Source organism: Marinobacter sp. (genome assembly GCF_040882185.1).
Lineage (GTDB): Bacteria > Pseudomonadota > Gammaproteobacteria > Pseudomonadales > Oleiphilaceae > Marinobacter.
The window spans coordinates 75,963-99,214 of the sequence record NZ_JBBEBW010000011.1; the positions used below are offsets into that span (position 1 = coordinate 75,963).

The following is a 23,252-nucleotide window of genomic DNA, read 5'->3' on the forward strand; positions in this document are numbered from 1 at the left end:
GTGCATTACCAACGGGCTTTATCCCACATTTCCGGATTGGCCCAATAACGGGCGTTATTCCAGTCCCGCTTGTGATTGTAATTGGCGATGTTATAGACATAGAGCGTTTGGGGTGGACTGCCGTCGAAATGCTGGAGGCGCTTGAAACCCAGGCCGATAAAATCACGAAACTTCCAACTGTCCGGGTCCGCCACTAATACTGCTATCTGATGAGTACCAAAATTCCTCAATTGCCCAAGCAATAAAGCGCCTTCGACTTGCGGTAAGTTATCGAGAGAATCTGTGATCAGCGCCAGGTCGACGGCATGGGATAATGGAAACCCGTCATTCGGTCTTTCCGCGTCCAGTTCAAGCAGAACGGTCCGGGCATGGGTTTTTCTCCAACTTTCGCCGAGCATTCGAGCGCGATCACCGCAAACCAGCAGCGTTGTCGGGTCACAGGCGTTGACCAGGCCCGACAACACCTCTTCCGGCCTGGCAATGCTGGCTGTCATGCACCGACGCTCCCGCCGTCCTGTTGCGCTTTCCAGACTTCATAATCGTGGAGATCGGATTCCACAATGGTTAAACACGCTGCAAGTATGGCGGCATCATCCAGGAAACCAAAGCCGATAATCAGGTCCGGGATCAGGTCAATCGGGTTCAACACATAGAGCAGGGCACCGGCGATAGCGGCAATGCTTTTCCAGGGTACCGCCCGGTAATTGCCTTTCCAGTAGTCCCTGAGCATCGAAAACATCACGCGGATGTCACCGATAAAGCGCCGCAGTGGGCCCTTCTGGCTGGCTTTGGCCTCAATGGCCTGTTGTTTCGACAGCACTCTTCCGAGACCGTCTTTGTCTATATCGCCGGACCGGGCTTTCAACTCGGTCTCAGCTTGTTCTCTGGTAATCGTGGCCATAGGGCTCTCCTAGTGTCTATACGCCCTCAATCTACCATATCGATCACTTCATGCTCACGGAGCCAGCATGAATACACCGTAACCTGAAACTTCAGGCCTGCTCCTCTGGCGCATTCAGTACAGATGGTTTCTTGAAAGCTTTTTTGAATAGTTCGGCATGTTCGGCGATCGCCATGGCACAGGCTTCTGCCGTTTCTTCATCAATTTTTTTAATCTTGGCTTGCAGGAACACGCTGATTTCTTCCGACAGTTCAAGAATCCGGTCTCTGGCATCTGCGTCGGCTTTGCTTGAGAAAATCATGGTATCCGGATTTTTCAACGCCACGTCCAGCCCGTCCTTTTCCGAGTAATACAAGGTTTGTACCGCCATGCAGCAGTTACTCCTGAATAGTATTCGTTAAATTACTGTTTGGATATACAGTATGACTTGGCTGGCTTTGTCCATCAAGGGGCGAGCACCTGCTGGCCCCCTATGATGAGTAAACGCGGGCTGAATCGAGTCCGGAAAACAAAACCGAACTAGATGGAAACCGAACTAGATGGAACTGCCAGTTCAGGACAATACAATCAGATGATTGGGTAGCTCATTGCGTTCGTGAGTAGCAGGCACCGCAGTTTTAAGATGCTGGCCGCAGGCTTCAATGCAATTCAGGAAACCCTGGAGAGTCTCGCCCTGTTTCACTTTTTGGGTGAAGGCGGTCACGATGCTTTCCCAGGTGGCGTTATCAATGCGGCTGGAAATACCCTGGTCCACCAGGATTTCCACGTACCGCTCGGCTTCTGAGACGAAAATCAGCATACCAGTGCCGCCTTCGGTGTGATGAAGATTCTGTTCCAGGAACTGGCGTCTCGCCAGATTGGAGGCGCGCCAATAACGTACCTGCCGGGGTATGAGTCGAGTGTTGATGGCCGGCAGCCTGAATATCAGGCTAAGCACCGCAAAGGTCGTCCATTGGACCAGCATCAGCACGTCGGCACCGAACCAGCCAAGAAAATAATTCAGCACTCCCGGCACCAGCAGTGCGAGAATCCCCGCCCAAAGTAGCGGGATATACGTGTAGTTATCAGACTGCGAGGTCAGGACAGTCACCAGTTCTGCATCAGTGTCACGCTCTACGGCGCTTATAGCAGCGGTGACCTGACCCTGCTCTTGTTTGCTCAATAATGTCATGGGTATCGTTTCTCTCTATTGGGTAGCGGGCTACTTCGCAACGGGTTACTTGGCTGCGCGCTGTACTTGATTGTGTCGGCGGTATCGAAGGGCTGGGCTACCAGCCGCCGGAAGCACCACCGCCGCCGAAGCCACCACCTCCGCCGCCGAAGCCACCACCACCGAAACCGCCGCCACCACGGCCACCCATGCTGGCGCCCAGCAACGCACCGCCTAACAGAGCTGCTGCACCGCCACGGCCACCTCGGCCCCTGCCGCCGCCGACAAAGAAAATTACGGCCATCACGATAATGAAGAACAATGAGGCCAGACCAAGGCTTGGTTTCTCCCTGGCCTGGTCTCGGGAAGGCTGGGCGGGAACTGCCAGAGGTTCGCCTCCCAACACCTGAACCATTGCGGCAGCGCCATTCATAATGCCGCCACTGAAATCACCCTGGCGGAATGCAGGTGTAATGATCTGATTGATGATGGTGGCGCTGTTAGCGTCCGTCAGTCGACCTTCTAACCCGTAGCCAACTTCTATACGCACCGTGCGTTCACTCTCTGCCACTATCAGCAGGGCGCCGTTATCCTCACCTTCCTGTCCAATTCCCCAGTGGCGTCCAAGCTGATAGCCAAAATCCTCAATGGCATTTCCCTGCAGGTCCGGCAAGGTGACAACGACCACCTGCTCAGTAGTTGCTTCCTCGTGTGCCTGGAGCATCTGAGTGAGTTGCGACTCGGCGGCTGCATCCAGCATATTAGCCTGGTCGACGACGCGTCCCGTCAACTCGGGATATTCCGGGCCTGACTGGGCCAGAGCGACCTGACTCTGCAGCAACAACAGGCAGAGAGCGGCAAAAATACCGGGTTTCTTGAAATAGCTCATCAAAACTCCACACTTGGTGCATTTTCGGCATCCTCTGCGGTCGCTTCGAAGTTCTCACGCAAGGGCATATCGCTGTACATCAGGCTGTGCCAAAGCCGGCCGGGGAAGGTGCGGATCTCGGTGTTGTAGCGTTCGATGGACTGGATAAAATCGCGCCGGGCAACAGCGATGCGGTTTTCCGTGCCTTCAAGCTGAGACTGCAACGCCAAAAAGTTCTGGTTCGACTTGAGGTCCGGGTAGCGCTCTGAAACCGCCATTAAGCGACTCAGCGCGCTGCTCAGTTCCCCCTGCGCTTGCTGGAACTGTTGCAGCTTCTGAGGGTTGTTCAAAATGCTTTCGTCAACCTGAATAGACGTTGCTTTGGAGCGCGCTTCAATTACGGCCGTTAGCGTCTCTTGCTCCTGGGCTGCGAAACCTTTCACGGTTTCCACCAGATTGGGGATCAGGTCGGCGCGTCGCTGGTACTGGTTCTCAACCTGGGACCAGGCAGACTTGACCTGTTCGTCGTAGGTGGGGATGTTGTTGATACCGCAACCGGACAAGAAGGCAGCCAGCATCACAAGAAGTGACAGTTGCCAGTAAATCCTTTTCGGTGACTGAGTCATTTTGGTTCCCATGAAGTCGGGTTTCCTGAAGGTAAGTGACTGAAAAATAGATGATGGACCGCTAGAATCGGTATTCAGTATTGATGGTGCCGAATTCCGAGGTTTCAACCGTGTTCGCTTATCGCAACCATGTGCTACTGTTTCAGTCTGTTTCCGGGCTAAACGGTGGTAATTGATGAGTAATCCCAAACACACGCTTTTCTGGATGACGCTGTTCCTTGCAGTGGTTCTTGTGGTCTGTGCTTTGATTTATGGCCCGCTCCAGACAGCTTTTATGGCGAACTGGGTGTTTAACCTGCTGATTGTTTGTGTGCTTATCGTAGGTATTGGCCTGACCTATCGCCAGGTGTTTGTCCTGTTTCCCGAAATGCGCTGGATAGCCCAGTTTCGCACCGGGCACTCCGGTCTCTCCGTACTGCAGGAGCCGAGATTGCTCAAGCCTCTTGCCCGGCAACTGGGGGACGATTACAAGAAGGATCAGTTTTCGCTTTCAACGATGTCTCTGAGGACGGTGCTGGATGGCATTCATAGCCGTATGGATGAGCAGCGGGAGATCACCCGTTACTTTATCAGCTTATTGGTTTTCCTCGGGTTGCTCGGCACCTTCTGGGGTTTGTTGGGCACGATAAACTCGGTCGGCGCAGTGATTGTGAACCTGGACATGAGCCAGGAAGATTTCGGCAAGGTATTTGCTGACCTGCAATCCGGGTTGTTAACGCCGCTGGAGGGCATGGGTACCGCGTTTAGTTCATCTTTGCTGGGTCTCGGTGGGTCGCTGATTCTGGGCTTTCTGGATATCCAGGCGGGCCATGCCCAGAACCGGTTTTACGACGGTCTGGAAGAGTGGCTGACCGGCGTCACCAATCTGATCGATAACGTTGGCAATCGCCCCGATTATGACCCTGAGGCCCGTGAGGAGCTTGCACGCCTACTGGGTGAAAACCAGGAGTTGAAAGACCAGCTTGCGAACAGGGAATGACATAATGCTGAAGCTCGGGAATAACCGCTCATGATCGGTTCCAAACGACGTAGCCGCAGCAATATCAATGTCTGGCCTGGTTATGTAGATGCGCTGTCAGCCTTGTTGATGCTGGTGATCTTCATGCTGCTGGTTTATGTGGTGAGCCAGCTTTATCTGTCTCAGACGCTTTCAGACCGCGAATCGGAACTGGCACGCCTGAACCAGAGCCTCGCGGAGATATCGCGGCTGCTGGGGCTGGAAGAACAGAAAACCGACGCCCTGGAAGAGCAAATGGTGTCGGTTCAGAATGATTACAGCGACAGCCTTTCGTTGACGGCAACCCTGCAGGAGGAATTGAATGAAGCCGACGCCCGGGCGCTGCAACAAAGGTATGATGCCGAAGCCCAGAATAGGCGTATTCAGGAACTGTCCTCTGCCATTGGTGAAACCGGAGATGCGTTGGAAGAGCAGGAGATGCTGTCGGTTTCTCAACGAGCCATCATAAAACGCCTTTCAGATCAGATAGCGGCACTTCAGGGTCAGCTCAACCGAATCAGTAAGGCATTGGAGCTGCAAGAGGATATTTCGGCCGAGAAAGACGCCAAACTGGCTGAAATGGGTCAGCGGATTAACATGCTGCTGGCAGAGCGAATAGACGAGCTTGAGCGCTATCAGTCCGAGTTCTTTGCCCGCCTGAGAGATATTCTGCAAGCGAACGAGAATATCCGGATTGTAGGTGATCGCTTCCTGCTTCCTTCAGAGCTTCTTTTTGCGTCAGGTTCGGCCAGCCTGGGCGAGGCAGGTAAGTCAGAACTGGACAAGCTGGCAAACGTGCTGCTTGATGTCGTGGAGAAGATTCCCGAGGATATCGACTGGATACTCAGAATAGACGGGCACACGGATAAGGTGCCCATTAATACCCCGGCTTTCCCGACCAACTGGGAACTCTCAACCGCTCGCGCCGTGGCAGTCGTTCGCTATCTGGCAGAGAAAGGTGTGCCACAGGATCGTATGGCGGCTGCGGGTTTCGGAGAATTTTTCCCCGTCGCCACCGGCAATTCGGAGGCGGCGCTGCAGACAAACCGGCGCATCGAAGTCAAATTGACAGATCGATAACCTGAACCCGGATGTTCCGGCCCAGCCTTCCTACTTGGGGCGAAACATCCGGAAACGCTGCTCCTCGCCAAACGTGAAGTAGTCGGCGGGCCCACCACTTCGCATCACAGGCTGGGCGGCAGCGGTGTCGTAAACACCGTTTTTCAGGTACTGATTGTCAATATGCACGCCCACCACCTCGCCAAGGGTCAGCCAGGTATCGGCTTTGCGACCATCTACACCCTGCAGTTGAATAATCTGCGTCACCCGGCATTCAAATGCCACGGGACTTTCCTGCACATAGGGTACTGAAATAACCCGCGGTTTCGCCGGTGTCAGTCCTGCCAGCGCAAACTCGTCCACGCTGGGATCGACCATGGCGCAGGTTTCGTTCATCGCTTCCGCAAGTGGCTGGCTCACCAGGTTCCAGCAGAATTCCCCGGTGGCTTCCACATTACGAAGCGTATCCTTGTAGCCGATACTTGAAAAGCCAATAATAGGAGGTATGTAATTGAATGCATTAAAAAAACTGTATGGCGCCAGATTGAGAATACCGTCCGCATCCCGGGTTGAAATCCAGCCGATGGGCCGGGGGGCCACCAACGCATTGAATGGATCATGAGCCAGGCCGTGGCCTTTGGCCGGTTCGTAGAAGTGAGTGTCGGTAGTCATATATTCGCCTCTGAAAGGATGACAGTGTAGCGGAGACGTCGTGCGCAAGGGGCAGATCGTCGACAAACAGAAAATAGTGGCTACCTGGCAGTTGGAGTTAGGCAATTATTATTGTTGCGTCCGCATCTCGTTCCAAATATTGAATTCGCGCTTACTGACGCGCAAGTCGCGGTCTGCATCCATGAGGTCAAGGATGAGGGCGGTTCTGGTTGATGCTTCCAGACCTCGTTCCTCAGCATTTTTCACGCATTGATCCCGGCCTTCAAGCTCACCTTCGGACAGATAGCCATCTTCATCCTGATCCATACAATCGAATCCCTGCAACGCTTCCTCGTGCAGGGGGTCCACATCGGTTTCGAAGTCCGTGTGCTTGGATTCGTCAGGGTGGAACAGGTATTTGTCTTCTGATTCCTTCTCGCCCGAGGGCTCTGGCTCAGCGAACGCTCCCTGAGCAACGGCCATGACGCAGGATAAAACAAGATAATGCAGAGTGTGTCGCTTCATATTCATGGGTAAATCCTGAGGGGCTTGCGCCGTTTAGACCGTCGCGCATAGAATTTATCAAACGGCATTTATCAAATCGTAATTATCAAATAATCATCATAGCTACATGATAACGCGACCGGACACCTCAATAAAAATGACCTGGTCGTAATCCACCCTTTGGCGTTTGCGCGGCTGCGAACGGGATGGTAATTTACTCAGACTGGCCTGAAGTGGGCAAATAAAGGTAAAACCATGAGTTTTCGGCTCGATGACAAAATCAACCTGACACGCAACCTCGCTGCGTTGTTGGCGTTTGTCTTTGTGGTCTGGACAGCCGGAGCCCATGCATTTCCTGCCTACGAAGACACATCAGCGTCCTCGGTACTGGTCGACTGGCACGGACTTTCAGACTCTTCTTCCGACGGTTCATCCCCCATTGGGGATGCGCCATTACAACTGTTCAAATCCGAATTTCCTCCTTTAAACCTCACTTCTCGCGCACGGGTGCAACTGGCCTTTGACGGACCACGTTTAAGGTTGATCAGTTATCCAGGCCTGTCTCAGGGGCCTCCCTCCCTGCTTTAGAACATCCATAACATCCCGGGCTTCCCATGCACTGCATTTTACAGGGAAGTCTTGGTTAGATGATCTTTAGCAATGAGGAAATGCCATGAGCAATCCATTACGTGTACTGGCGGCCAAACCACTGAGTGGTGTATTCCGGCTCGCTTCCCGTCCCGATAAAGAATCCGTTACCGGCGATGATTCAGCGACAGAGTTGCTGACAGATTTTATCAGCAACAACCCGCTTACTATTCGATCGGCTATGGGGCTCCAGGAGGTGAAAGATAAGCTTTACACCTCTGGCGAGACATTTGCTGTTGTTATTAATCGCAATGAAGAGGTCGCCGGAATATTGGCCTTGAAGGATCTGATTGGCTCGTGGCCCCTGAGTCTTGCGAACCAACGAGGTAGTTCCATCGCCGATATCACGGCTCGGGATGTTATGCGTCCAATCTGGAGTTTGCCCGCGATCACCCACAGCCAACTTCAGGACCTGAAGATTGATGAGCTGGTGGCGATATTCAACGAAATCCACACCGACTATCTGTTAGTGACTGATGCCAGTGCCGCTGGTGTGAGTGAAAGGTTTGTTCGCGGGCTGTTGTCCGCCGATGAGCTTGGCCAGCAACTTGGCATTCAACTGAATCAGGACCCCCGTCCCGAATCATTCTCAGACATCGTTCACGCCGTCAGGGGAAAATCTGGCTAGAGCGCTCAAAACCGCAATCAGCTTATGCCGGTTGCGGTTTTCTTCCTGTTCGACTGTTAACTGTAGGTAGAATCCATGCCGATCAAAAAAGTACTGATCGCCAATCGTGGCGAAATTGCGGTTCGTATAGCCCGAGCCTGCAAAGAGCTGGGTGTCCGTTCAGTCGCCGTTTTTTCAGAGGCTGACCAGTATTCACTGCATATAAAGAAAGCGGATGAGTCGTACCGCATCAGCAAAGATCCGCTCAGTGGTTATCTCAACCCCCATCATCTGGTGAATCTTGCGGTGGAAACCGGTTGTGATGCGTTGCATCCCGGCTATGGTTTTTTGTCCGAGAACGCCGAATTAGCCGCTATCTGTCAGCAGCGAGGCATTACGTTTATAGGGCCTTCGGCTGAGGCAATCACCGCCATGGGTGACAAGACGCAGGCGCGTCAGACCGCAACGGCCGCCGGTGTGCCGGTCACGCCCGGCTCTGATGACAACCTGTGCGATGTAGAAGATGCCCTACGCCAGGCTGAGAAAATTGGTTATCCGATCATGCTCAAAGCCACTTCAGGTGGCGGCGGAAGGGGAATTCGTCGCTGTGATACGGAAAAAGAGCTGCGCCAGAACTACCAGCGAGTGATCTCCGAAGCGACAAAGGCGTTCGGCAGTGCTGAGGTGTTCCTTGAAAAGTGCATTATCGAACCGCGCCATATTGAGGTCCAGATCCTGGCTGACAGCCATGGCAACGTGGTGCATCTGTTCGAGCGGGACTGTTCCATCCAGCGGCGTAACCAGAAGCTGATTGAAGTGGCACCATCCCCCCAGCTCAGTGAGGCTCAGCGGGAATCCATTGGTGAAATGGCGATCCGCGTAGCGCGCCAGTGCGGTTACGTCAACGCCGGCACCGTAGAGTTTTTGCTCGATCACGACGACAGTTTTTATTTTATGGAGATGAATACTCGAGTGCAGGTGGAACACACCATCACAGAGGAGATTACCGGTATAGATATCATCAAGGCGCAGATTCGCATCGCTGCTGGAGAGCCTCTCTGGTTTGGTCAGGAGGACATCAGCTACCGTGGCTTCGCCGTGCAATTCCGGATTAATGCAGAAGACCCGCAAAACGGCTTTCTGCCCAGCTTTGGGCGCATCAGTCGCTACTATTCTGCCGGTGGCCCGGGAGTGCGTACCGACGCTGCCATGTATACCGGTTACGAGATCCCACCTTACTACGATTCGATGTGCGCCAAGCTGATTGTGTGGGCGCTCGAATGGTCGGAACTGGTCGCCCGTTCCCATCGGGCACTCAGCGATATGGCGATTTACGGCGTGCAAACCACCATTCCCTACTACCAGCAGATACTGAACCACCCTGACTTTCAGGCAGGCACGTTCAACACCGGGTTTGTCGAGCGTAATCCCCAGTTGCTGGAGTACAGCAACAAGACCCGACCCGAATCCATTGCCACGGCAATTGCCGCAGCCATAGCAGCGCAGGCCGGCCTCTAATCGAAATACTGGAGACCCTTTAATGAAACACCGAAAAATTCACATCACTGACGTTATCTTGCGGGATGCTCACCAATCCCTGATTGCCACTCGCATGCGCACGGAAGATATGTTGCCAGCCTGCGAATGGCTCGACCAGGCTGGCTACTGGTCTCTGGAATGCTGGGGCGGCGCGACTTTTGATGCCTGTGTGCGATTTCTCAAGGAAGACCCCTGGGAGCGGTTGCGGACCCTGCGAAAGCACCTGCCCAATACCCGACTCCAGATGCTGCTGCGGGGCCAGAATTTGCTGGGCTATCGTCATTACGGAGATGACGTGGTGGAGGCGTTTGTCGCGAAAGCTGCAGAGAATGGCATTGACGTGTTCCGTATTTTTGATGCACTGAATGATGTGCGTAACCTGGAAACCAGCATTCAGGCGGTTAAGAAGGCTGGCAAGCATGCCCAAGGCACGCTCTGTTACACCGTCAGCCCGGTCCATGACACCGATACGTTTCTGGTCCAGGCAAAGGCTATGGCAGACATGGGGGCTGACAGCATAGCCATCAAGGATATGGCTGGATTGCTGACGCCAGCTGTCACCGCGGAGCTGGTCAGTAAACTGAAGTCAACACTCAACCTGCCCGTATTTTTGCATTCCCACGCGACCTCAGGCATGGCGCCCATGTGCCAGTGGGCGGCCCTGGAACCCGGGGTGGACCATATCGATACCGCTTTATCGGCGTTTGCCGGTGGTACCAGTCATCCGCCTACGGAATCCCTGGTGTCGGCATTGCACGATGCCGGTCATGACACCGGCCTGAATCTGGAATTGCTGGACAAGGCCACTCGTTACTTCCGGGAGGTGCGTAAGAAGTATCACCAATTTGAAAGTGACTACAACGGGGTGGATACGTCGGTGCTCTTGTCTCAGGTGCCTGGAGGCATGATGTCCAACCTGGCCAACCAGTTGAAAGAGCAGGGTGCCCTGAACCGTATTCAGGAAGTGTTCGAGGAAATTCCCCGAGTGCGTAAGGACCTCGGCTATCCGCCTTTGGTGACACCCACCTCGCAGATAGTCGGAACCCAGGCGGTCATTAATGTGCTGGCAGGAAAGCGCTATGACACCGTTACCAACGAGGTCAAGAAATATCTCCAGGGTTGGTATGGTGCGGCGCCAGCGCAGGTGGATGCAGAGTTGCAACGTCGGGCCGTGGGGAAGGAAGATCTGATCGACGAGCGCCCGGCCAACCTGATTCCGAGAGAGCTTTCCGAGCTGCGCAAGGACATCGGAGATCTGGCTGAAAGCGATGAGGATGTGCTCACCTACGCCATGTTTCCGGATCAGGCGCGTGCCTTTTTACAACAACGCCGTGATGGCACCTTGCAGCCAGAACCTCTCGAGCCCGTTGCCAAGGGGCGGTCCGCGGGCAGCGTTTCCACTCAGTTCCAGATTACTGTACATGGCGAGAGCTACGATATCCACGTCACTGGCGCTAACCCAGTCAGCGAAACCGAACGTCGTTTTTATATGACAGTCGATGGTGTACCTGAGGAGATTCACCTGGCATCCCTGGGAGACACCTCGGAAGGTGCCCGCTCGGGCGGTCGTGCAAGAGCCTCCGGCGAGGGTCAGGTCACCACCAGCATGCCGGGCAATATCGTTGATGTACTGGTGAAGGAAGGCGATCAGGTTTCTGCCGGGGACCCCGTACTTATCATCGAAGCGATGAAAATGGAAACCGAAGTCAAGGCGACGATTTCGGGTGTGGTTAAAGCCGTCAATATTGCGAAGGGGGACCGTGTTGCCCCCGGCGAGAGTCTGATCGAAATCGAATAACCTCACTTCCCCGGGGCGCTTTGCCCCGGGCTTTCCGCTTCTTTGGGAGTATCTTCTCGATGAGAGTAATTGCTGTGCTGTTGACGGCGGTGTTGTCGTTGGCGCCTGGGCTGGTATGGGCAGCCCCGGACTTGAATCTGGTTTCACATCCCATCGGCTACGCCGCCATCGCGATTTTCGTAGTCGCTTATATTCTGGTGATGTTGGAAGAAAAGATTCATCTCGCAAAATCCAAACCGATGCTGATTGCGGCGGGGCTGATATGGATTCTGGTGGCATGGGCTTATCGTGCGGCGGGCGCAGATGGAGAAGTGGAAGCTGCCATCCGGCACAACTTCCTTGAATACGCTGAGTTGTTCTTCTTTCTTCTGGTGGCCATGACCTACATTAATGCGATGCTGGAGCGGGGTGTTTTTGATCAATTGCGTATCTGGTTACTGGGTAAGGGCTATGGGTACCGCCAGTTGTTCTGGATCACTGGCGTACTGGCGTTTTGTATTTCACCTGTAGCGGACAACCTGACGACGGCGCTGATTATGTGCGCCGTGGTAATGGCCGTGGGGCGGGAGAGCGCAGCATTTGTATCGCTTTCCTGTATCAATATCGTTGTAGGAGCAAACGCGGGTGGCGCCTTCAGTCCATTTGGCGACATCACAACACTAATGGTCTGGCAAAAAGGCATTCTGCCATTCCAGGACTTTTTTCGGTTATTCCTGCCGGCGGTGGTCAATTTCCTTGTGCCTGCGGCTCTGATGCATTTTGCATTACCGAAAGGTAAACCGGCCCAGCCCGAAACTTATAATAAGGTGATTCGTCCGGGTGGGCTGGTCATCTGCGCGTTGTTCCTGGCGACGATTGCCACTGCGATCTCCTTCCATCAGTTCCTTCATATTCCGCCTGTCTTTGGCATGATGACAGGGTTGGGTTACCTCAAACTTTTCGGCTATTACCTGAAGCGGCACGAGGAATACCACTGGAATGAAAGTTATGAAACACCTCCGGGGGATCGCTCTGAAAGCCGGGTTTTCAATGTGTTTTCCCATATTGCCAGGGCGGAATGGGATACGCTGTTCTTTTTTTATGGGGTGATCATGGCTGTGGGTGGACTGGGCTTTATAGGCTACCTGGGCATGATGTCAGCAACACTTTACGGAGATCTGGGCCCCACATTTGCTAACGTGATGATCGGTGTGATCTCCGCGTTGGTGGATAATATACCGGTGATGTTTGCGGTACTGACCATGAACCCTGCTATGCCGGATTACCAATGGCTTCTGGTCACGCTTACAGCTGGAGTTGGCGGTAGTCTGTTGTCGATCGGGTCGGCAGCCGGAGTCGCGCTGATGGGGCAGGCGAGAGGACAATACACGTTTCTCAGCCACCTGAAATGGACTCCGGCCATCGCCCTTGGTTATGCTGCGAGCATCGGAGTGCATCTTTTGATTAGTGGCTGAGGTTGTTCAGTAAGCGCCATGTTTCTGATGTCCCATCTGGCTAATTCGCAGTAGGTCAACGAATTAGCCAGATGGGACACTAATTACGTGGCGCGATTGATTAAAAAAGCTGAAAGAGTGCAAACAACTCGCGAAGCCTGGCCGCAGGAGAGGCTTGGCAACGTAAATCCCGTCAGGGTGAAGATGTTTTGGCCTGTATTACCCCTGCATTGGTTCCGATCAAAGCATTTTTTTCAATTGACCGTAGTCTCCATCGGTACGAAGTATCAGCGTAACGTCGTTATCGTTCCGATTACGGAAGAGCCAGCCATGGTTGCCGGTGAAGGCAGCCTCAAACTCGCCCTCATCTTCTGAGACGCCCCCGCCTTTTTCATAGGAAACAGACTGTCCGCCACCATCACCGTGAGTATCAAAGTTGGTAGGGGAGCAGGTCACAGGAGCAACAGGCTTGTGATTCAGTATCTTATTTCAGAAGCCGTGCTGTTTCGAAGTCCGAATGTGCGCCATGCAGTTGCGACCACGGGAGAGTTCCGGACACGAGAAAATAAACTGGAAGTTCTGGCGCTGCCCCTGAAAGGTGCGGGGCTATTGATTGTCGGTCAAGGTAATGCTATGCCTTCAGCCAGTGAATTGAGTTCGGATTTGAGTTCATCAGGTGCCGTCGGGCTGCCCCGAAAAGAAGGCGTCGTGGCAAAGGATGCATTCAATACCTATCATTGCCGGGACAGACCGGTAAAAATAACAAAGGAGATTCACTATGCCACTGACAGATTCTACTCTGGAAGATGCTTCAGTGTTGGCCCATAAGACCGGTAAAAGCTTGGCGGTGTCAACCCGGTGGCAGGAGTTGATGTCTCCATCGATGGCGGCAAAACGTGGAAGCCGCCCGTTTCCTTGGGCCGGACATGGGGCGTTATGCCTGGAGGCCGTTTGTGCTGGCAACTGACCTGAGCTCCGGCGAGTACCGCATCGTCAGCAGGGCTACCGACACTGAAGGCAACACTCAGCCAGCTAATTGGACTGAAAACGAGCGCGGCTATGGCAATGCCAGTTGGACCGATCATGGCGTCACCATAACCGTTAGCTGACGTATATCTCCCTCGCTGAAGCCGTAACTGTGGCGGGTGCTACTGATATTATTAAGGAATTTCTATGGTTTTACGTATCTCTCTGGTTGCTGCTTTGTTAGCACTGCCGGTTACTGTCGTTTTTGCAGATGAGAAGTTTGAAGCCGGGAAAAAGGTCTTTGTGGAGCAGGCTCAGCCCTCATGTACCGTTTGTCATGCCCTGAGTGAGGCGGGCTCTACCGGCAATATCGGGCCTAGCCTCGACGAACTCAAACCCAGCTCGAAACAGGTAGCCGACGCAGTCAGAGGAGGCGTAGGTATCATGCCTGCGTTCGAAGATAGCCTTACCGAGCAACAAATAGACGCTGTGGCCTACTATGTGGAAAAGGTAAGCACTTCAGAGTAACGCGTCCAGGGATAGTGCTCCGAGCATTGTGTTGCAGAAGATCATACACAAGTCGGGTTCAAGGAAGTTTGCTTCGACGAGAGGTTTGCGGGGTTTGACGCAATGGTGCCCCAGGCAGGACTCGAACCTGCTACCTTCCCCTTAGGAGGGGGACGCTCTATCCAGATGAGCTACTGGGGCAATTTACTTGCAGCGGCGGTATGATAGCGATACCCGCCGCCTGTCTCAAGGCGTGACAGCTGTTTGATATGGTATTGTCCTGTTTTATGGCCCCTACGTACCCTGTAATCAGTGTGATTATTCCTGTCTGGCAGGAAGCTGCAACCATTGTCGCCACCCTCCAAGCTCTGAAATCGGTTAGACACTCCGGGCATGAGGTCATTGTGGTTGATGGTGGCAGTGATGATGGCACCTGTGAGCGGGCTGCCCGTTATTGCGACCGTGTGTTCGTTGGTGAGCAAGGCCGGGCGGTTCAAATGAATAAGGGCGCAGCGGAAGCCAAGGGTGATGTGCTGCTGTTCCTTCACGCTGATACCCAACTGCCGTCGAACGCCGCCGATCGTCTGGGTGAGTTCTTTCAGAGTTCCCGACATTGGGGCCGGTTTGATGTGCGTCTCAGTGAGGAAAGAGCGCTATTCCGGTTGGTTTCCTGGTTGATGAATCAACGCTCTTGGCTGACCGGCATCGCGACTGGAGATCAGGCGATGTTCGTGCGACGCTCCACTTTCGAGGATCTTGGCGGCTTCGCGAACATACCTCTGATGGAGGATGTCGAATTCTCAGGCCGGTTAAAACGGGTTTCCCGACCTTACTGCATCTCCGATCCGGTGGTCACTGACAGCCGCCGCTGGCAACGCGAGGGGGCGTGGCGAACTATCTTGCTGATGTGGCGACTGCGTTGGCGCTATTGGCGCGGCGAGTCCCCCGATCAACTTGCAAAGGTATACCAATCCGATGTCCGAAAACCCTGAATCGAAAGTCCTATTGATCCAGTTTGCCAAATGGCCAGAGCTTGGCCGGGTTAAAACCCGTCTGACTCCGGCGCTGGGCGAGCAGGGCGCTTTAGCAGCGCATCAGCGCCTGACCCTGGCGGTTCTGGACAACTTGTTGGTAACAGGGCTGCCGGTGCAATTCTGGTGGGATCGACCCCTGACGGAGCCGCCAGCGTCGGCTCTGCCTGTGCTAGAGGAAATCCATAGCGGAGGCGCCGTGCAACGTTTTCAACGGGGCACGGACCTCGGAGCGAGAATGCAACAGGCGTTGGCGACGGGACTGGAGGATCACCATAAGGTACTGATTATTGGTAGTGATTGCCCCGCGGTGGAGGCCGGTTACGTGGCGGAAGCTGTGGCGGCGCTGGACCAGGCCGATGTAGTCATCGGGCCGTCCGACGATGGAGGCTATGTTCTGATAGGCGCCAGACGGACCACTGCCGGTATGCTGGATGGTATTGCCTGGGGAAGCCCGCAGGTTCTGGAGCAAACCTGCGAAAAACTGATAGAGGAAGGTTTATCCCACCGCCTATTGGAGCCGCGGTGGGACGTGGATGAGCCAGGGGATTGGGAGCGCTTTATTCGACTGTCGGGCGATCACGAAGCTGCTCAATGACCGCCTCCATATTGCCGGGTTCGGCGCCCGTGATTACTTTTAGAGCTTGGCTGCGTTTGATAACGGCGGATTCATAACTGGCGATAAGGTCATCATGACTCACCTTGCGGACGGCGTCTGCCAATTCCTCACGAGAGTTGAAATCGGTTTGGCCACGGTCAATTTCACGCCAGAAGCGCTCCGAAATCTCCCCCAATGACCGTTCACGTTCAAGCAATCGGCTGATAACAGCCTGCTTCTCGCGCTCCAGATCCGCTTCCGTCATGTTCTTTAACGTATCAGCAAATGTCTCACTGAACTTCTGCGTGGCCGTATCAATTTCTTCAGCCGTTGCACCCGGTGATTGCACAATAAACCCCAGGGCCGGTGTTTCCAGTATTTCGTAGCTGGTCGCGTAGACAACGTAGCCAAGTTGCTGCTGGGTGCGAATCTGCTCATAGAATGGCGCGCCGACAATCTGGGCGAGAAGACTGTATTTGGCCCGTTCCGCAAAGGTCTTGTTGTCGCCCTGCATGTACAGTGCGTAACCGGTATCCGGATGGTCCACCTGCAATTGGATGTTCGTTAAACCGGAAGGCAACAGCCGAACGCCGCTGCGCGGCACCTCAACCGGAGCGCTTTCCTCGAGGACCAGAGCTTCTGCAAACCGCGCCAAGTTGAGCGCGGAGGCTTCGGTGAGGTTGCCATGGGCCAGCATCACCGGATCAACCTGTTCCAGAAGTTTGTTTGCAAAGCGCTTCAGCTCATCCAGAGTGACCGCTTCCGCGGCCGCCAGTTTTTCCTCGACAGTCCACGCGCCTTCGATCAGCGCACCCTGGAGCACGGTGGAGGCTTGTTGCACCGGTCGCTCAAGGGACTGGTTCCTGAGTCCGTCTATCAGTTGACGGCGGGCGATATTGAAGCGTTGTTCCGTAATCGTTGGCGAGGGAAATTGGCTCAGAATCCGGCTCATCAGCAAGTGCAGGTTATCGCTGTAACCGCCCACCCGAATAGTCACACCGCGCAGGTGGTTGTAGACCGCATAGTCCAGGCCAGCCAGCTGCGCTGGATAGGCCCAGGCGTTGAGATTGGTGTTGATGGCGTCCACCAGTAACTGGGTCAGAACATTGCTGCGGGCGGAGGCGCGGGCACCAGGTGATCGCAGGCTGAGGTAGACGTTGGCCCGGGGGGTGTTGAACTCGGTATTGCGTGCGTACCAGAGTTCGATATCGCCGGCCTGGCCGCCTTCCGTCAATTGCACCGGTTGCTCCATGGTGTCGCCCGCTACCATGCTTAGTTCATCAGGAATGAACGGATTGGTGTCTGGCAGTGACAACTGCTTGGCCAATGCTTGCGGGGCGGTGCCAGTAACGGTTTCTGGCGTAACACGGGTCAATGTATAGACCGTGTCATACCAGGTGGTTCGCTCAACCTCGGATGCTGGCTCGTCCGGCGATACGACAGTAATCAGGACGTTGTCAGGGGTCAGATGATTCAGCAGTTCCAGGGAGCGGGCGGGGGCATAATCTTCCATTACCCATGGCCCCCGCAGCACATCTTCCGGTTCTACATGATGCAGTTCCATGGAAAGACGGCTAACCAGCTGGATCGGATTGGGTTGTTCGCGAAAACGGAAACTGATCTCTGCCAGCTTTTGCATTTCCTCGAAATACTGCCGGTTGATGCCTTTTGATTTTACCAGTGCGATGTAGTCAAAGGTCAGCGCGAGGATGGCATCCCGTTGCTCTATACCCTCTGGTGTCAGTGTCATTGAGATTTCAAGCGTGGCGTTGCTGCCGGTATCCATGCCTACGCCTGCCGATAGACTTTCTACCAGCCCCTGCCGCTTCAGAACATCCAGCATGCTACCCGGGCCTTCGTGGCCCAGCAGGTTGGCAACATAATGGTCAGGCTTGCTTTGATAGTTGTCTTGCTGGGAGGGAATCGGGAAGGTCAGAGTTAACTGACGGATATCCTTGAGCGCCTGTATTTGCAGGAGGGATGGCAGGTTTTCACGTTTGAACAGAGGTGCGGTGTGGTCTTCAGGCGCGAGGTTCCTGTTTTCAATCTCGGAAAATCTAGGCCTCACCATAGCTTCCAGTTCATCCAGAGGCTGCGGCCCCAGCACGACCAACGTCATGACGTTGGAGGAATAGTGATTCTGCCAGAAGGTGAGCAGATCCTCCCTGAGGGGTCGTTCGTCGGTGTCATCAAGAGTAGTGAGATTGCCAACAGCGAACTGACTGAAAGCATGCTCAGGATTGGCTGCGGCTTTTTTCGCTGAGTAGATCCGCCGACCGTCATCCTTTAAGGATGAACTGTATTCCGAGTGGACGGCGCGACGCTCCCGTTCGACCAGTTCGGCGGTAAACAGGGGCGAGGAGAACTGCTGCGCAAAGCGATCAAGGGCAGGCTCGAGGTGTTCTGCCTGCACATCGAAGAAGTAGTTGGTGTCCTGAAACGCTGTAAAAGCGTTATGACTGCCGCCATGGCTTTTAATGAACTGCTGGTATTCCCCGGCATCCGGGTACTTCTCGGTGCCCAGAAACAGCATATGTTCGAGGAAGTGGGACAGGCCTTCCCGCCCGGCAGGGTCATCACCGCTGCCTACCGAAACATCCAGTGACGCCGCAGCCATGTCCGCGTCGGGGTTTGAAACAAGCAACACTTTCAGCTCGTTGCCCAACTCGAGATACCGGTAGTCGCTTTGATCATTAGGGCTCTTGACCGGGGAAACCGCTGCCTGTATCGCGACGTGGCCCAACAGGAGAAAGCAGGCCAGGGCGGCTTTGGCCCAGGCTGAGTTGTGTACTGCGTGGTTATACATGCGCGATGTCCTTCATAAGAAAATAGAACCCGTCTCAGTGAACCACGGAATCGCGAGTACTGGCAGGTTGCTGATCCAAGGTTTTCCTGGCGAGGCTGGCGGAGCCATCAGCATCCAGTTGGCCGCTGGCGATACGTTCCAATACGGACGCCATTACTGCAACGGATTGCCGGTATTCTGAGAATTCTTCCTGAAAAGCAGTATCAATGGCTTCGTATACCGCTTGGATTTTTTCTTCTCTGGAGCCTTTTTCAGAAGCTGTTTCATTAATAGCCTTCAAGCAGGCGCGAGCAATGGAAATATAGCGTTCTGCATTAGCGTTCTGGTTGGCCATGACAAGTATCCGGTTCGAGCAAATGGAAGGAGGTTCTTGATGAGCATGATTATGTCACCGGCGATGGCCTATTTCATGTCCATCTTTTAATCATTGGATATGGATTGGCGAAAGGACGTGTCTGCTCACAACGCAGTGTGTCAGGGCTGTGCTAATCTCAAAACATGCTGGCTTTGAGAACAGTTCGTCGGCGCTATTGTCCGAATATCTTTTTAGAGTTTTTACTCAATAAAAAACAATGAGTTAAAGAGTAAAAGCTCTAAAAAACAACAATACATGAGAAAAACAATTAAGTACAATTCGCCACGCTTTGAGGGCGTGCCGATACGGTATGCTGCGGCCAAACGCAGGAAATCACAATGACAAGCAGGATGAGGTATTCATGAATTACTTTTTGACGGGTGGAACCGGGTTTATTGGTCGTTTTCTGGTAGAAAAGTTGCTAGCCCGGGGCGGCACCGTTCATGTGCTGGTGCGGGAGCAGTCCCTGGCCAAGCTGGAGAAGTTGCGTGAACGTTGGGGCGCCACCGATGATCAGGTCAAGGCCGTGATCGGTGATCTGGCAAAGCCCAAACTCGGTATCGATACCAAAACCCTCAAAGCGCTAAAAGGCAAAATTGACCACGTATTCCACCTGGCTGCCGTTTACGACATGGACGCAGATGAAGAGTTCCAGTCGGTAGCAAACATTGAAGGCACCCGTAATGCCGTTGACGCTGCGACGGCTATGAAAGCTGGCTGCTTCCAGCATGTTTCATCCATCGCTGCAGCGGGCCTGTTCAAAGGTACCTTTCGTGAAGACATGTTCGAGGAAGCTGAAAAACTTGACCATCCTTACCTCAAAACCAAGCATGAATCTGAAAAAGTCGTGCGTGAAGAGTGCAAGATTCCGTTTCGCATCTATCGCCCGGGTATGGTGATCGGTCACTCCAGGACCGGTGAGATGGACAAGGTCGACGGACCCTATTATTTCTTCAAGATGATCCAGAAGATTCGCAACGCGCTGCCCCAGTGGGTGCCAACCGTCGGTATCGAAGGTGGTCGACTGAACGTGGTACCGGTGGATTTTGTTGTCAACGCTATGGACCATATCGCTCACCTTGAAGGGGAAGACGGAAAATGCTTCCATCTGGTGGACTCCGATCCCTATAAAGTGGGCGAAATCCTTAATATATTCGCTGAAGCTGGCCATGCACCTCGTATGGCGATGCGCATTGATGCCAGGATGTTCGGCTTCATTCCGCCCTTTATCCGTCAAAGCGTTAAAAACCTGCCCCCGGTGAAACGTCTCACCAGCGCCATTCTGGACGACCTGGGTATTCCGTCTTCGGTGATGTCATTCATAAATTACCCAACCCGGTTTGATGCCCGGGAAACCGAGCGCGTGCTGAAAGACACTGGCATTATCGTTCCGCGTCTGGAGAGCTACTCGCCGATTATCTGGGATTACTGGGAGCGTCACCTGGACCCGGACCTGTTCAAGGATCGTTCCCTGAAGGGGACGGTAGAGGGCCGCGTTTGCGTGGTGACCGGTGCCACTTCCGGTATCGGCCTGGCTACCGCCCATAAACTTGCTGAGGCTGGTGCTATTCTGGTTATCGGTGCACGCACCAAGGACAAGCTGGACGACGTAGTGGCGGAACTGGAGGCCAAGGGTGGTAACGTTCACGCGTACCAGTGCGACTTTGCAGATATGGAAGACTGCGACCGCTTCGTAAAGACCGTATTGGATAACCACGGCCAGGTGGATGTGCTGGTCAATAACGCCGGTCGCTCGATTCGCCGTTCGCTGGCGTTGTCTTTTGAGCGTTTCCACGATTTCGAGCGTACCATGCAACTGAACTATTTTGGCTCGGTGCGGCTGATTATGGGCTTTGCTCCCACTATGCTGGAGAATCGTCGGGGCCACGTCATCAACATATCCTCCATTGGCGTACTGACCAACGCTCCCCGTTTTTCGGCCTACGTTGCCTCGAAGTCAGCACTTGATGCATTCAGTCGTTGTGCCGCGTCGGAATGGTCGGATTACAACGTCAGTTTCACCACCATTAATATGCCGCTGGTTAAAACACCGATGATTGCGCCCACCAAAATCTACGATTCGGTGCCGACGTTAACACCGGAAGAGGCCGCCGATCTGATTACTGATGCGATTGTCTACCGGCCAAAACGCGTGGCGACACGTCTGGGGATTTTCGCTCAGGTACTCCACGCCATTGCTCCGAAAATGGGCGAGATTGTGATGAATACCGGATACCGCATGTTCCCGGATACACCATCACTTGGAGGCGTGCGTAAGGGCGAGAAACCCCGTGTGTCCACCGAACAGGTGGCCTTTGCCGCTATTTTGCGAGGTATTCACTGGTAATCGGAAGTTTCGGGTGCGGGCGCACCGTTTGCCATGGAATCCCCGCCTGGTGCGGGGTTTTTTTGGGCTGTTTACTCTTCGCTATCAGCAATAACAGGGGGCGGAAAGCCACCGAGTTCCTTCCACCGGTTGACAATACCGCAAAACAGATCGGCGGTTTTCTCAGCATCGTAGGCGGCAGAGTGGGCTTCCTTGTTACTGAACGGAATGCCAGCAAGCTTGCAGGCCTGCGCCAGAACCGTATGGCCGTAGGCAAGGCCAGCCAATGTCGCGGTATCAAAAGTGGAAAATGGATGGAACGGGTTGCGCCGAATGTCTGCCCGATCCGCCGCTGCAAACAGAAAATTATGGTCAAAGGTGGCGTTATGGCCGACCAGAACCGCACGTTTGCAGCCCTGGGCTTTGACTGCCTTGCGGATAGGGCTGAAAATTTCACTCAAGCCTTCTCTCTCTGGCACGGCTTCACGCTCAAGGTCCCAGGGGTCGATGCCAGTAAAATCAAGTGCCGATTGTTCAAGGTTAGCGCCCTCAAACGGATCAATATTCTGAACGATAGTTTCCTGGCGACGTAACCAGCCATCCTCATCTATCTCCAGAATAACGGCGGCGACTTCCAGCAGGGCATCCGTACGACAATTGAATCCACCAGTTTCCACGTCGACCACCACCGGGAGGAAGCCGCGGAATCGGGCTGCCATTGGGGACGGCTGGGTTGTTTCGTCAGTCACTCAAACTCCTTGGGTAGTATTGGTCTGGTCGTCCAGGCGCCAGCGAATGGTCTCACCGGCTCTCAGCGGTACAATGGTTTCAGTACCCAGGGGCAATTCGTCAGGCACTGACCAAGGCTTTTTAACCAATGTAATGGTTTGCTGATTTCGGGACAGACCGTAGAAATCCGCGCCGTTAAAGCTGGCGAAGGCTTCGAGTTTGTCCAGCACCCCTAAATCCTCGAAGACTTCGGCATAAAGCTCGATGGCGCCGAACGCAGAGTAGCAGCCTGCACAGCCACAGGCGGTTTCTTTGCGGCCGCGACTGTGGGGCGCTGAATCTGTTCCGAGGAAGAACCGGTTATCGCCACTCACGACCGTATCCTGAAGTGCCTGTTGATGGCGCTGACGCTTGAGTATTGGCAAGCAATACAGGTGTGGGCGAATGCCGCCCACTAACAGGTGGTTACGATTGTACATGAGGTGTTGAGGCGTAATGGTGGCAGCCAGGTTACCGGCGATGTGTTGGCGTACAAAACTGGCTGAATCCGCAGTGGTAATGTGCTCCAGCACAACTTTGAGGCGTGGAAACTGCTCGATGGTTGGTGCCAGCACTCGTTCCAGGAATACTTTTTCGCGGTCGAAAATATCAATGTCTGTATCTGTCACTTCACCGTGAACCAATAACAACATGCCGCAGTCCGCCATGGTGGCCAGGGCTTCACCAATATGACGGATATCTTTGACACCGGAGGCTGAGTTGGTTGTCGCGCCCGCAGGATAAAGTTTGGCGGCTAATATACCTGCCTTGTGAGCTTCGCGAATATGTTGCGGCGTGGTTTGTTCCGTGAGATAGAGTGTCATCAGGGGCTTGAAGTTCTGATGGTCGCCGCGAGCGGCTAGTATGCGATCACGGTAAGCCATCGCATGGGCGGCGGTGGTAATCGGTGGCGTCAGGTTAGGCATCACAATGGCCCGGCCAAAGCGACGGGCAGTGGCCGGTACAGCGTCGGGCAGTATCTCACCGTCGCGCAGGTGAAGATGCCAGTCGTCGGGTAGGGTAAGGGTCAGTCGCTCGGTCATGCGGCGGCAGTTCCTGGTTACGGGGGTCAGAATATCGAGAAGTCAGGAGTATACCAGAAGCAGTATTTCAT

At 54.1% G+C, this 23,252-nt stretch carries 25 protein-coding genes, 1 tRNA gene and 1 pseudogene; 13 read left to right on the top strand and 14 right to left on the bottom strand.

Features of this window, described 5'->3' with window-relative positions:
* Positions 1–5: 5 nt before the first annotated feature.
* The 6 genes from WEB64_RS07785 to WEB64_RS07810 all read right to left on the bottom strand — a co-directional run bounded on the left by WEB64_RS07785 (position 6) and on the right by WEB64_RS07810 (position 3,557).
* Entirely contained in the window at positions 6–494 is a 489-nt protein-coding gene (locus WEB64_RS07785; RefSeq protein ID WP_368061202.1) for a DUF6231 family protein, read from the bottom strand.
* Positions 491–901, bottom strand: coding sequence for a YkvA family protein (locus WEB64_RS07790; protein ID WP_368061203.1), 411 nt, complete (start codon positions 899–901; stop codon positions 491–493). Before WEB64_RS07790 ends, WEB64_RS07785 begins: the two co-directional genes overlap by 4 nt.
* Before the next feature lie 91 nt (positions 902–992).
* Complete coding sequence (locus tag WEB64_RS07795) at positions 993–1,271, bottom strand: YebG family protein (RefSeq protein WP_368061204.1); 279 nt, start codon at positions 1,269–1,271, stop codon at positions 993–995.
* Positions 1,272–1,454: 183 nt separating this feature from the next.
* Positions 1,455–2,072 (bottom strand): TPM domain-containing protein, encoded by a 618-nt coding sequence (locus WEB64_RS07800; protein WP_368061205.1) that lies wholly within the window; start codon positions 2,070–2,072, stop codon positions 1,455–1,457.
* A 97-nt stretch (positions 2,073–2,169) separates the two neighbouring features.
* Entirely contained in the window at positions 2,170–2,940 is a 771-nt protein-coding gene (locus WEB64_RS07805) for a YgcG family protein (protein WP_368061206.1), read from the bottom strand.
* The gene (locus tag WEB64_RS07810; RefSeq protein WP_368061207.1) at positions 2,940–3,557 is read right to left on the bottom strand and encodes a LemA family protein; all 618 of its coding nucleotides are present in this window, start codon (positions 3,555–3,557) and stop codon (positions 2,940–2,942) included. Before WEB64_RS07810 ends, WEB64_RS07805 begins: the two co-directional genes overlap by 1 nt.
* A gap of 163 nt (positions 3,558–3,720) precedes the next feature.
* Between WEB64_RS07810 and WEB64_RS07815 the strand changes: the two genes are divergently transcribed.
* Together WEB64_RS07815 and WEB64_RS07820 are read left to right on the top strand one after the other, a co-directional pair.
* Complete coding sequence (locus tag WEB64_RS07815) at positions 3,721–4,524, top strand: flagellar motor protein MotA (protein WP_368061208.1); 804 nt, start codon at positions 3,721–3,723, stop codon at positions 4,522–4,524.
* A 30-nt stretch (positions 4,525–4,554) separates the two neighbouring features.
* Positions 4,555–5,622 carry a peptidoglycan -binding protein gene (locus WEB64_RS07820; protein ID WP_368061209.1) on the top strand — a complete coding sequence of 356 codons (1,068 nt, stop codon included), beginning with the start codon at positions 4,555–4,557 and terminating at the stop codon, positions 5,620–5,622.
* Between the two features lie 30 nt (positions 5,623–5,652).
* On the opposite strand, the gene WEB64_RS07825 is transcribed toward WEB64_RS07820, so the two are convergent.
* Together WEB64_RS07825 and WEB64_RS07830 are read right to left on the bottom strand one after the other, a co-directional pair.
* A complete protein-coding gene (locus WEB64_RS07825; protein ID WP_368061210.1) occupies positions 5,653–6,273 on the bottom strand; it encodes a flavin reductase family protein in 621 nt (206 codons plus the stop codon).
* Between the two features lie 108 nt (positions 6,274–6,381).
* Complete coding sequence (locus WEB64_RS07830) at positions 6,382–6,783, bottom strand: hypothetical protein (RefSeq protein WP_368061211.1); 402 nt, start codon at positions 6,781–6,783, stop codon at positions 6,382–6,384.
* Between the two features lie 228 nt (positions 6,784–7,011).
* On the opposite strand from WEB64_RS07830, the gene WEB64_RS07835 reads away from it, so the two are divergent.
* The 5 genes from WEB64_RS07835 to nhaD all read left to right on the top strand — a co-directional run bounded on the left by WEB64_RS07835 (position 7,012) and on the right by nhaD (position 12,802).
* The gene (locus WEB64_RS07835; RefSeq protein ID WP_368061212.1) at positions 7,012–7,344 is read left to right on the top strand and encodes a hypothetical protein; all 333 of its coding nucleotides are present in this window, start codon (positions 7,012–7,014) and stop codon (positions 7,342–7,344) included.
* 85 nt (positions 7,345–7,429) lie between these two features.
* The gene (locus tag WEB64_RS07840; protein WP_368061213.1) at positions 7,430–8,032 is read left to right on the top strand and encodes a hypothetical protein; all 603 of its coding nucleotides are present in this window, start codon (positions 7,430–7,432) and stop codon (positions 8,030–8,032) included.
* A gap of 75 nt (positions 8,033–8,107) precedes the next feature.
* Positions 8,108–9,529 carry an acetyl-CoA carboxylase biotin carboxylase subunit gene (locus WEB64_RS07845; protein ID WP_368061214.1) on the top strand — a complete coding sequence of 474 codons (1,422 nt, stop codon included), beginning with the start codon at positions 8,108–8,110 and terminating at the stop codon, positions 9,527–9,529.
* 22 nt (positions 9,530–9,551) lie between these two features.
* Positions 9,552–11,348: a sodium-extruding oxaloacetate decarboxylase subunit alpha gene (oadA, locus tag WEB64_RS07850; protein WP_368061215.1), complete on the top strand. Its 1,797-nt coding sequence runs from the start codon at positions 9,552–9,554 to the stop codon at positions 11,346–11,348.
* Between the two features lie 59 nt (positions 11,349–11,407).
* On the top strand, positions 11,408–12,802 hold the full coding sequence (gene nhaD, locus WEB64_RS07855) for a sodium:proton antiporter NhaD (RefSeq protein ID WP_368061216.1): 1,395 nt from the start codon (positions 11,408–11,410) through the stop codon (positions 12,800–12,802).
* A gap of 219 nt (positions 12,803–13,021) precedes the next feature.
* On the opposite strand, the pseudogene WEB64_RS07860 reads toward nhaD, so the two are convergent.
* A pseudogene (locus tag WEB64_RS07860) lies at positions 13,022–13,219 on the bottom strand (hypothetical protein); the annotation flags it as partial.
* A 33-nt stretch (positions 13,220–13,252) separates the two neighbouring features.
* Here WEB64_RS07860 and WEB64_RS07865 point away from each other — a divergent pair.
* From WEB64_RS07865 to WEB64_RS07875, 3 genes are all read left to right on the top strand, one after another.
* Entirely contained in the window at positions 13,253–13,609 is a 357-nt protein-coding gene (locus WEB64_RS07865; RefSeq protein ID WP_368061217.1) for a hypothetical protein, read from the top strand.
* A 68-nt stretch (positions 13,610–13,677) separates the two neighbouring features.
* Positions 13,678–13,890: a hypothetical protein gene (locus WEB64_RS07870; protein ID WP_368061218.1), complete on the top strand. Its 213-nt coding sequence runs from the start codon at positions 13,678–13,680 to the stop codon at positions 13,888–13,890.
* A 64-nt stretch (positions 13,891–13,954) separates the two neighbouring features.
* Positions 13,955–14,275 carry a cytochrome c gene (locus WEB64_RS07875; RefSeq protein WP_368061219.1) on the top strand — a complete coding sequence of 107 codons (321 nt, stop codon included), beginning with the start codon at positions 13,955–13,957 and terminating at the stop codon, positions 14,273–14,275.
* Between the two features lie 103 nt (positions 14,276–14,378).
* Here the strand turns inward: WEB64_RS07875 and WEB64_RS07880 are convergent.
* A tRNA-Arg gene (locus WEB64_RS07880) sits at positions 14,379–14,455 on the bottom strand.
* An 86-nt stretch (positions 14,456–14,541) separates the two neighbouring features.
* Here WEB64_RS07880 and WEB64_RS07885 point away from each other — a divergent pair.
* Both WEB64_RS07885 and WEB64_RS07890 read left to right on the top strand, forming a co-directional pair.
* Positions 14,542–15,246 carry a TIGR04283 family arsenosugar biosynthesis glycosyltransferase gene (locus WEB64_RS07885; RefSeq protein ID WP_368061220.1) on the top strand — a complete coding sequence of 235 codons (705 nt, stop codon included), beginning with the start codon at positions 14,542–14,544 and terminating at the stop codon, positions 15,244–15,246.
* Positions 15,230–15,883, top strand: a complete 654-nt coding sequence (locus WEB64_RS07890) for a TIGR04282 family arsenosugar biosynthesis glycosyltransferase (protein WP_368061221.1) — start codon at positions 15,230–15,232, stop codon at positions 15,881–15,883. Before WEB64_RS07885 ends, WEB64_RS07890 begins: the two co-directional genes overlap by 17 nt.
* Here the strand turns inward: WEB64_RS07890 and WEB64_RS07895 are convergent.
* Both WEB64_RS07895 and WEB64_RS07900 read right to left on the bottom strand, forming a co-directional pair.
* A complete protein-coding gene (locus tag WEB64_RS07895; RefSeq protein WP_368061222.1) occupies positions 15,846–18,689 on the bottom strand; it encodes an insulinase family protein in 2,844 nt (947 codons plus the stop codon). The genes WEB64_RS07890 and WEB64_RS07895 overlap by 38 nt on opposite strands.
* Before the next feature lie 34 nt (positions 18,690–18,723).
* Complete coding sequence (locus tag WEB64_RS07900) at positions 18,724–19,023, bottom strand: hypothetical protein (protein ID WP_368061223.1); 300 nt, start codon at positions 19,021–19,023, stop codon at positions 18,724–18,726.
* A gap of 382 nt (positions 19,024–19,405) precedes the next feature.
* Here WEB64_RS07900 and WEB64_RS07905 point away from each other — a divergent pair, with 382 nt between their 5' ends.
* Entirely contained in the window at positions 19,406–21,391 is a 1,986-nt protein-coding gene (locus WEB64_RS07905; RefSeq protein WP_368061224.1) for an SDR family oxidoreductase, read from the top strand.
* 71 nt (positions 21,392–21,462) lie between these two features.
* Here WEB64_RS07905 and rnt read toward each other — a convergent pair whose 3' ends face one another.
* Together rnt and pyrC are read right to left on the bottom strand one after the other, a co-directional pair.
* The gene (rnt, locus tag WEB64_RS07910) at positions 21,463–22,119 is read right to left on the bottom strand and encodes a ribonuclease T (RefSeq protein WP_368061225.1); all 657 of its coding nucleotides are present in this window, start codon (positions 22,117–22,119) and stop codon (positions 21,463–21,465) included.
* On the bottom strand, positions 22,120–23,181 hold the full coding sequence (pyrC, locus tag WEB64_RS07915; protein WP_368061226.1) for a dihydroorotase: 1,062 nt from the start codon (positions 23,179–23,181) through the stop codon (positions 22,120–22,122).
* Positions 23,182–23,252 lie beyond the last annotated feature (71 nt).

Coding starts and splice junctions, on each gene's coding strand:
- WEB64_RS07815 (WP_368061208.1), top strand. CDS start 3,721: ATGAGTAATCCCAAACACACGCTTTTCTGGATGACGCTGTTCCTTGCA.
- WEB64_RS07905 (WP_368061224.1), top strand. CDS start 19,406: ATGAATTACTTTTTGACGGGTGGAACCGGGTTTATTGGTCGTTTTCTG.
- WEB64_RS07800 (WP_368061205.1), bottom strand. CDS start 2,072: ATGACATTATTGAGCAAACAAGAGCAGGGTCAGGTCACCGCTGCTATA.
- WEB64_RS07885 (WP_368061220.1), top strand. CDS start 14,542: ATGGCCCCTACGTACCCTGTAATCAGTGTGATTATTCCTGTCTGGCAG.
- WEB64_RS07790 (WP_368061203.1), bottom strand. CDS start 901: ATGGCCACGATTACCAGAGAACAAGCTGAGACCGAGTTGAAAGCCCGG.
- WEB64_RS07830 (WP_368061211.1), bottom strand. CDS start 6,783: ATGAATATGAAGCGACACACTCTGCATTATCTTGTTTTATCCTGCGTC.
- WEB64_RS07835 (WP_368061212.1), top strand. CDS start 7,012: ATGAGTTTTCGGCTCGATGACAAAATCAACCTGACACGCAACCTCGCT.
- WEB64_RS07825 (WP_368061210.1), bottom strand. CDS start 6,273: ATGACTACCGACACTCACTTCTACGAACCGGCCAAAGGCCACGGCCTG.
- WEB64_RS07840 (WP_368061213.1), top strand. CDS start 7,430: ATGAGCAATCCATTACGTGTACTGGCGGCCAAACCACTGAGTGGTGTA.
- WEB64_RS07820 (WP_368061209.1), top strand. CDS start 4,555: ATGATCGGTTCCAAACGACGTAGCCGCAGCAATATCAATGTCTGGCCT.
- pyrC (WP_368061226.1), bottom strand. CDS start 23,181: ATGACCGAGCGACTGACCCTTACCCTACCCGACGACTGGCATCTTCAC.
- WEB64_RS07805 (WP_368061206.1), bottom strand. CDS start 2,940: ATGAGCTATTTCAAGAAACCCGGTATTTTTGCCGCTCTCTGCCTGTTG.
- WEB64_RS07895 (WP_368061222.1), bottom strand. CDS start 18,689: ATGTATAACCACGCAGTACACAACTCAGCCTGGGCCAAAGCCGCCCTG.
- oadA (WP_368061215.1), top strand. CDS start 9,552: ATGAAACACCGAAAAATTCACATCACTGACGTTATCTTGCGGGATGCT.
- nhaD (WP_368061216.1), top strand. CDS start 11,408: ATGAGAGTAATTGCTGTGCTGTTGACGGCGGTGTTGTCGTTGGCGCCT.
- WEB64_RS07875 (WP_368061219.1), top strand. CDS start 13,955: ATGGTTTTACGTATCTCTCTGGTTGCTGCTTTGTTAGCACTGCCGGTT.
- WEB64_RS07900 (WP_368061223.1), bottom strand. CDS start 19,023: ATGGCCAACCAGAACGCTAATGCAGAACGCTATATTTCCATTGCTCGC.
- WEB64_RS07785 (WP_368061202.1), bottom strand. CDS start 494: ATGACAGCCAGCATTGCCAGGCCGGAAGAGGTGTTGTCGGGCCTGGTC.
- WEB64_RS07845 (WP_368061214.1), top strand. CDS start 8,108: ATGCCGATCAAAAAAGTACTGATCGCCAATCGTGGCGAAATTGCGGTT.
- WEB64_RS07890 (WP_368061221.1), top strand. CDS start 15,230: ATGTCCGAAAACCCTGAATCGAAAGTCCTATTGATCCAGTTTGCCAAA.
- WEB64_RS07795 (WP_368061204.1), bottom strand. CDS start 1,271: ATGGCGGTACAAACCTTGTATTACTCGGAAAAGGACGGGCTGGACGTG.
- WEB64_RS07810 (WP_368061207.1), bottom strand. CDS start 3,557: ATGGGAACCAAAATGACTCAGTCACCGAAAAGGATTTACTGGCAACTG.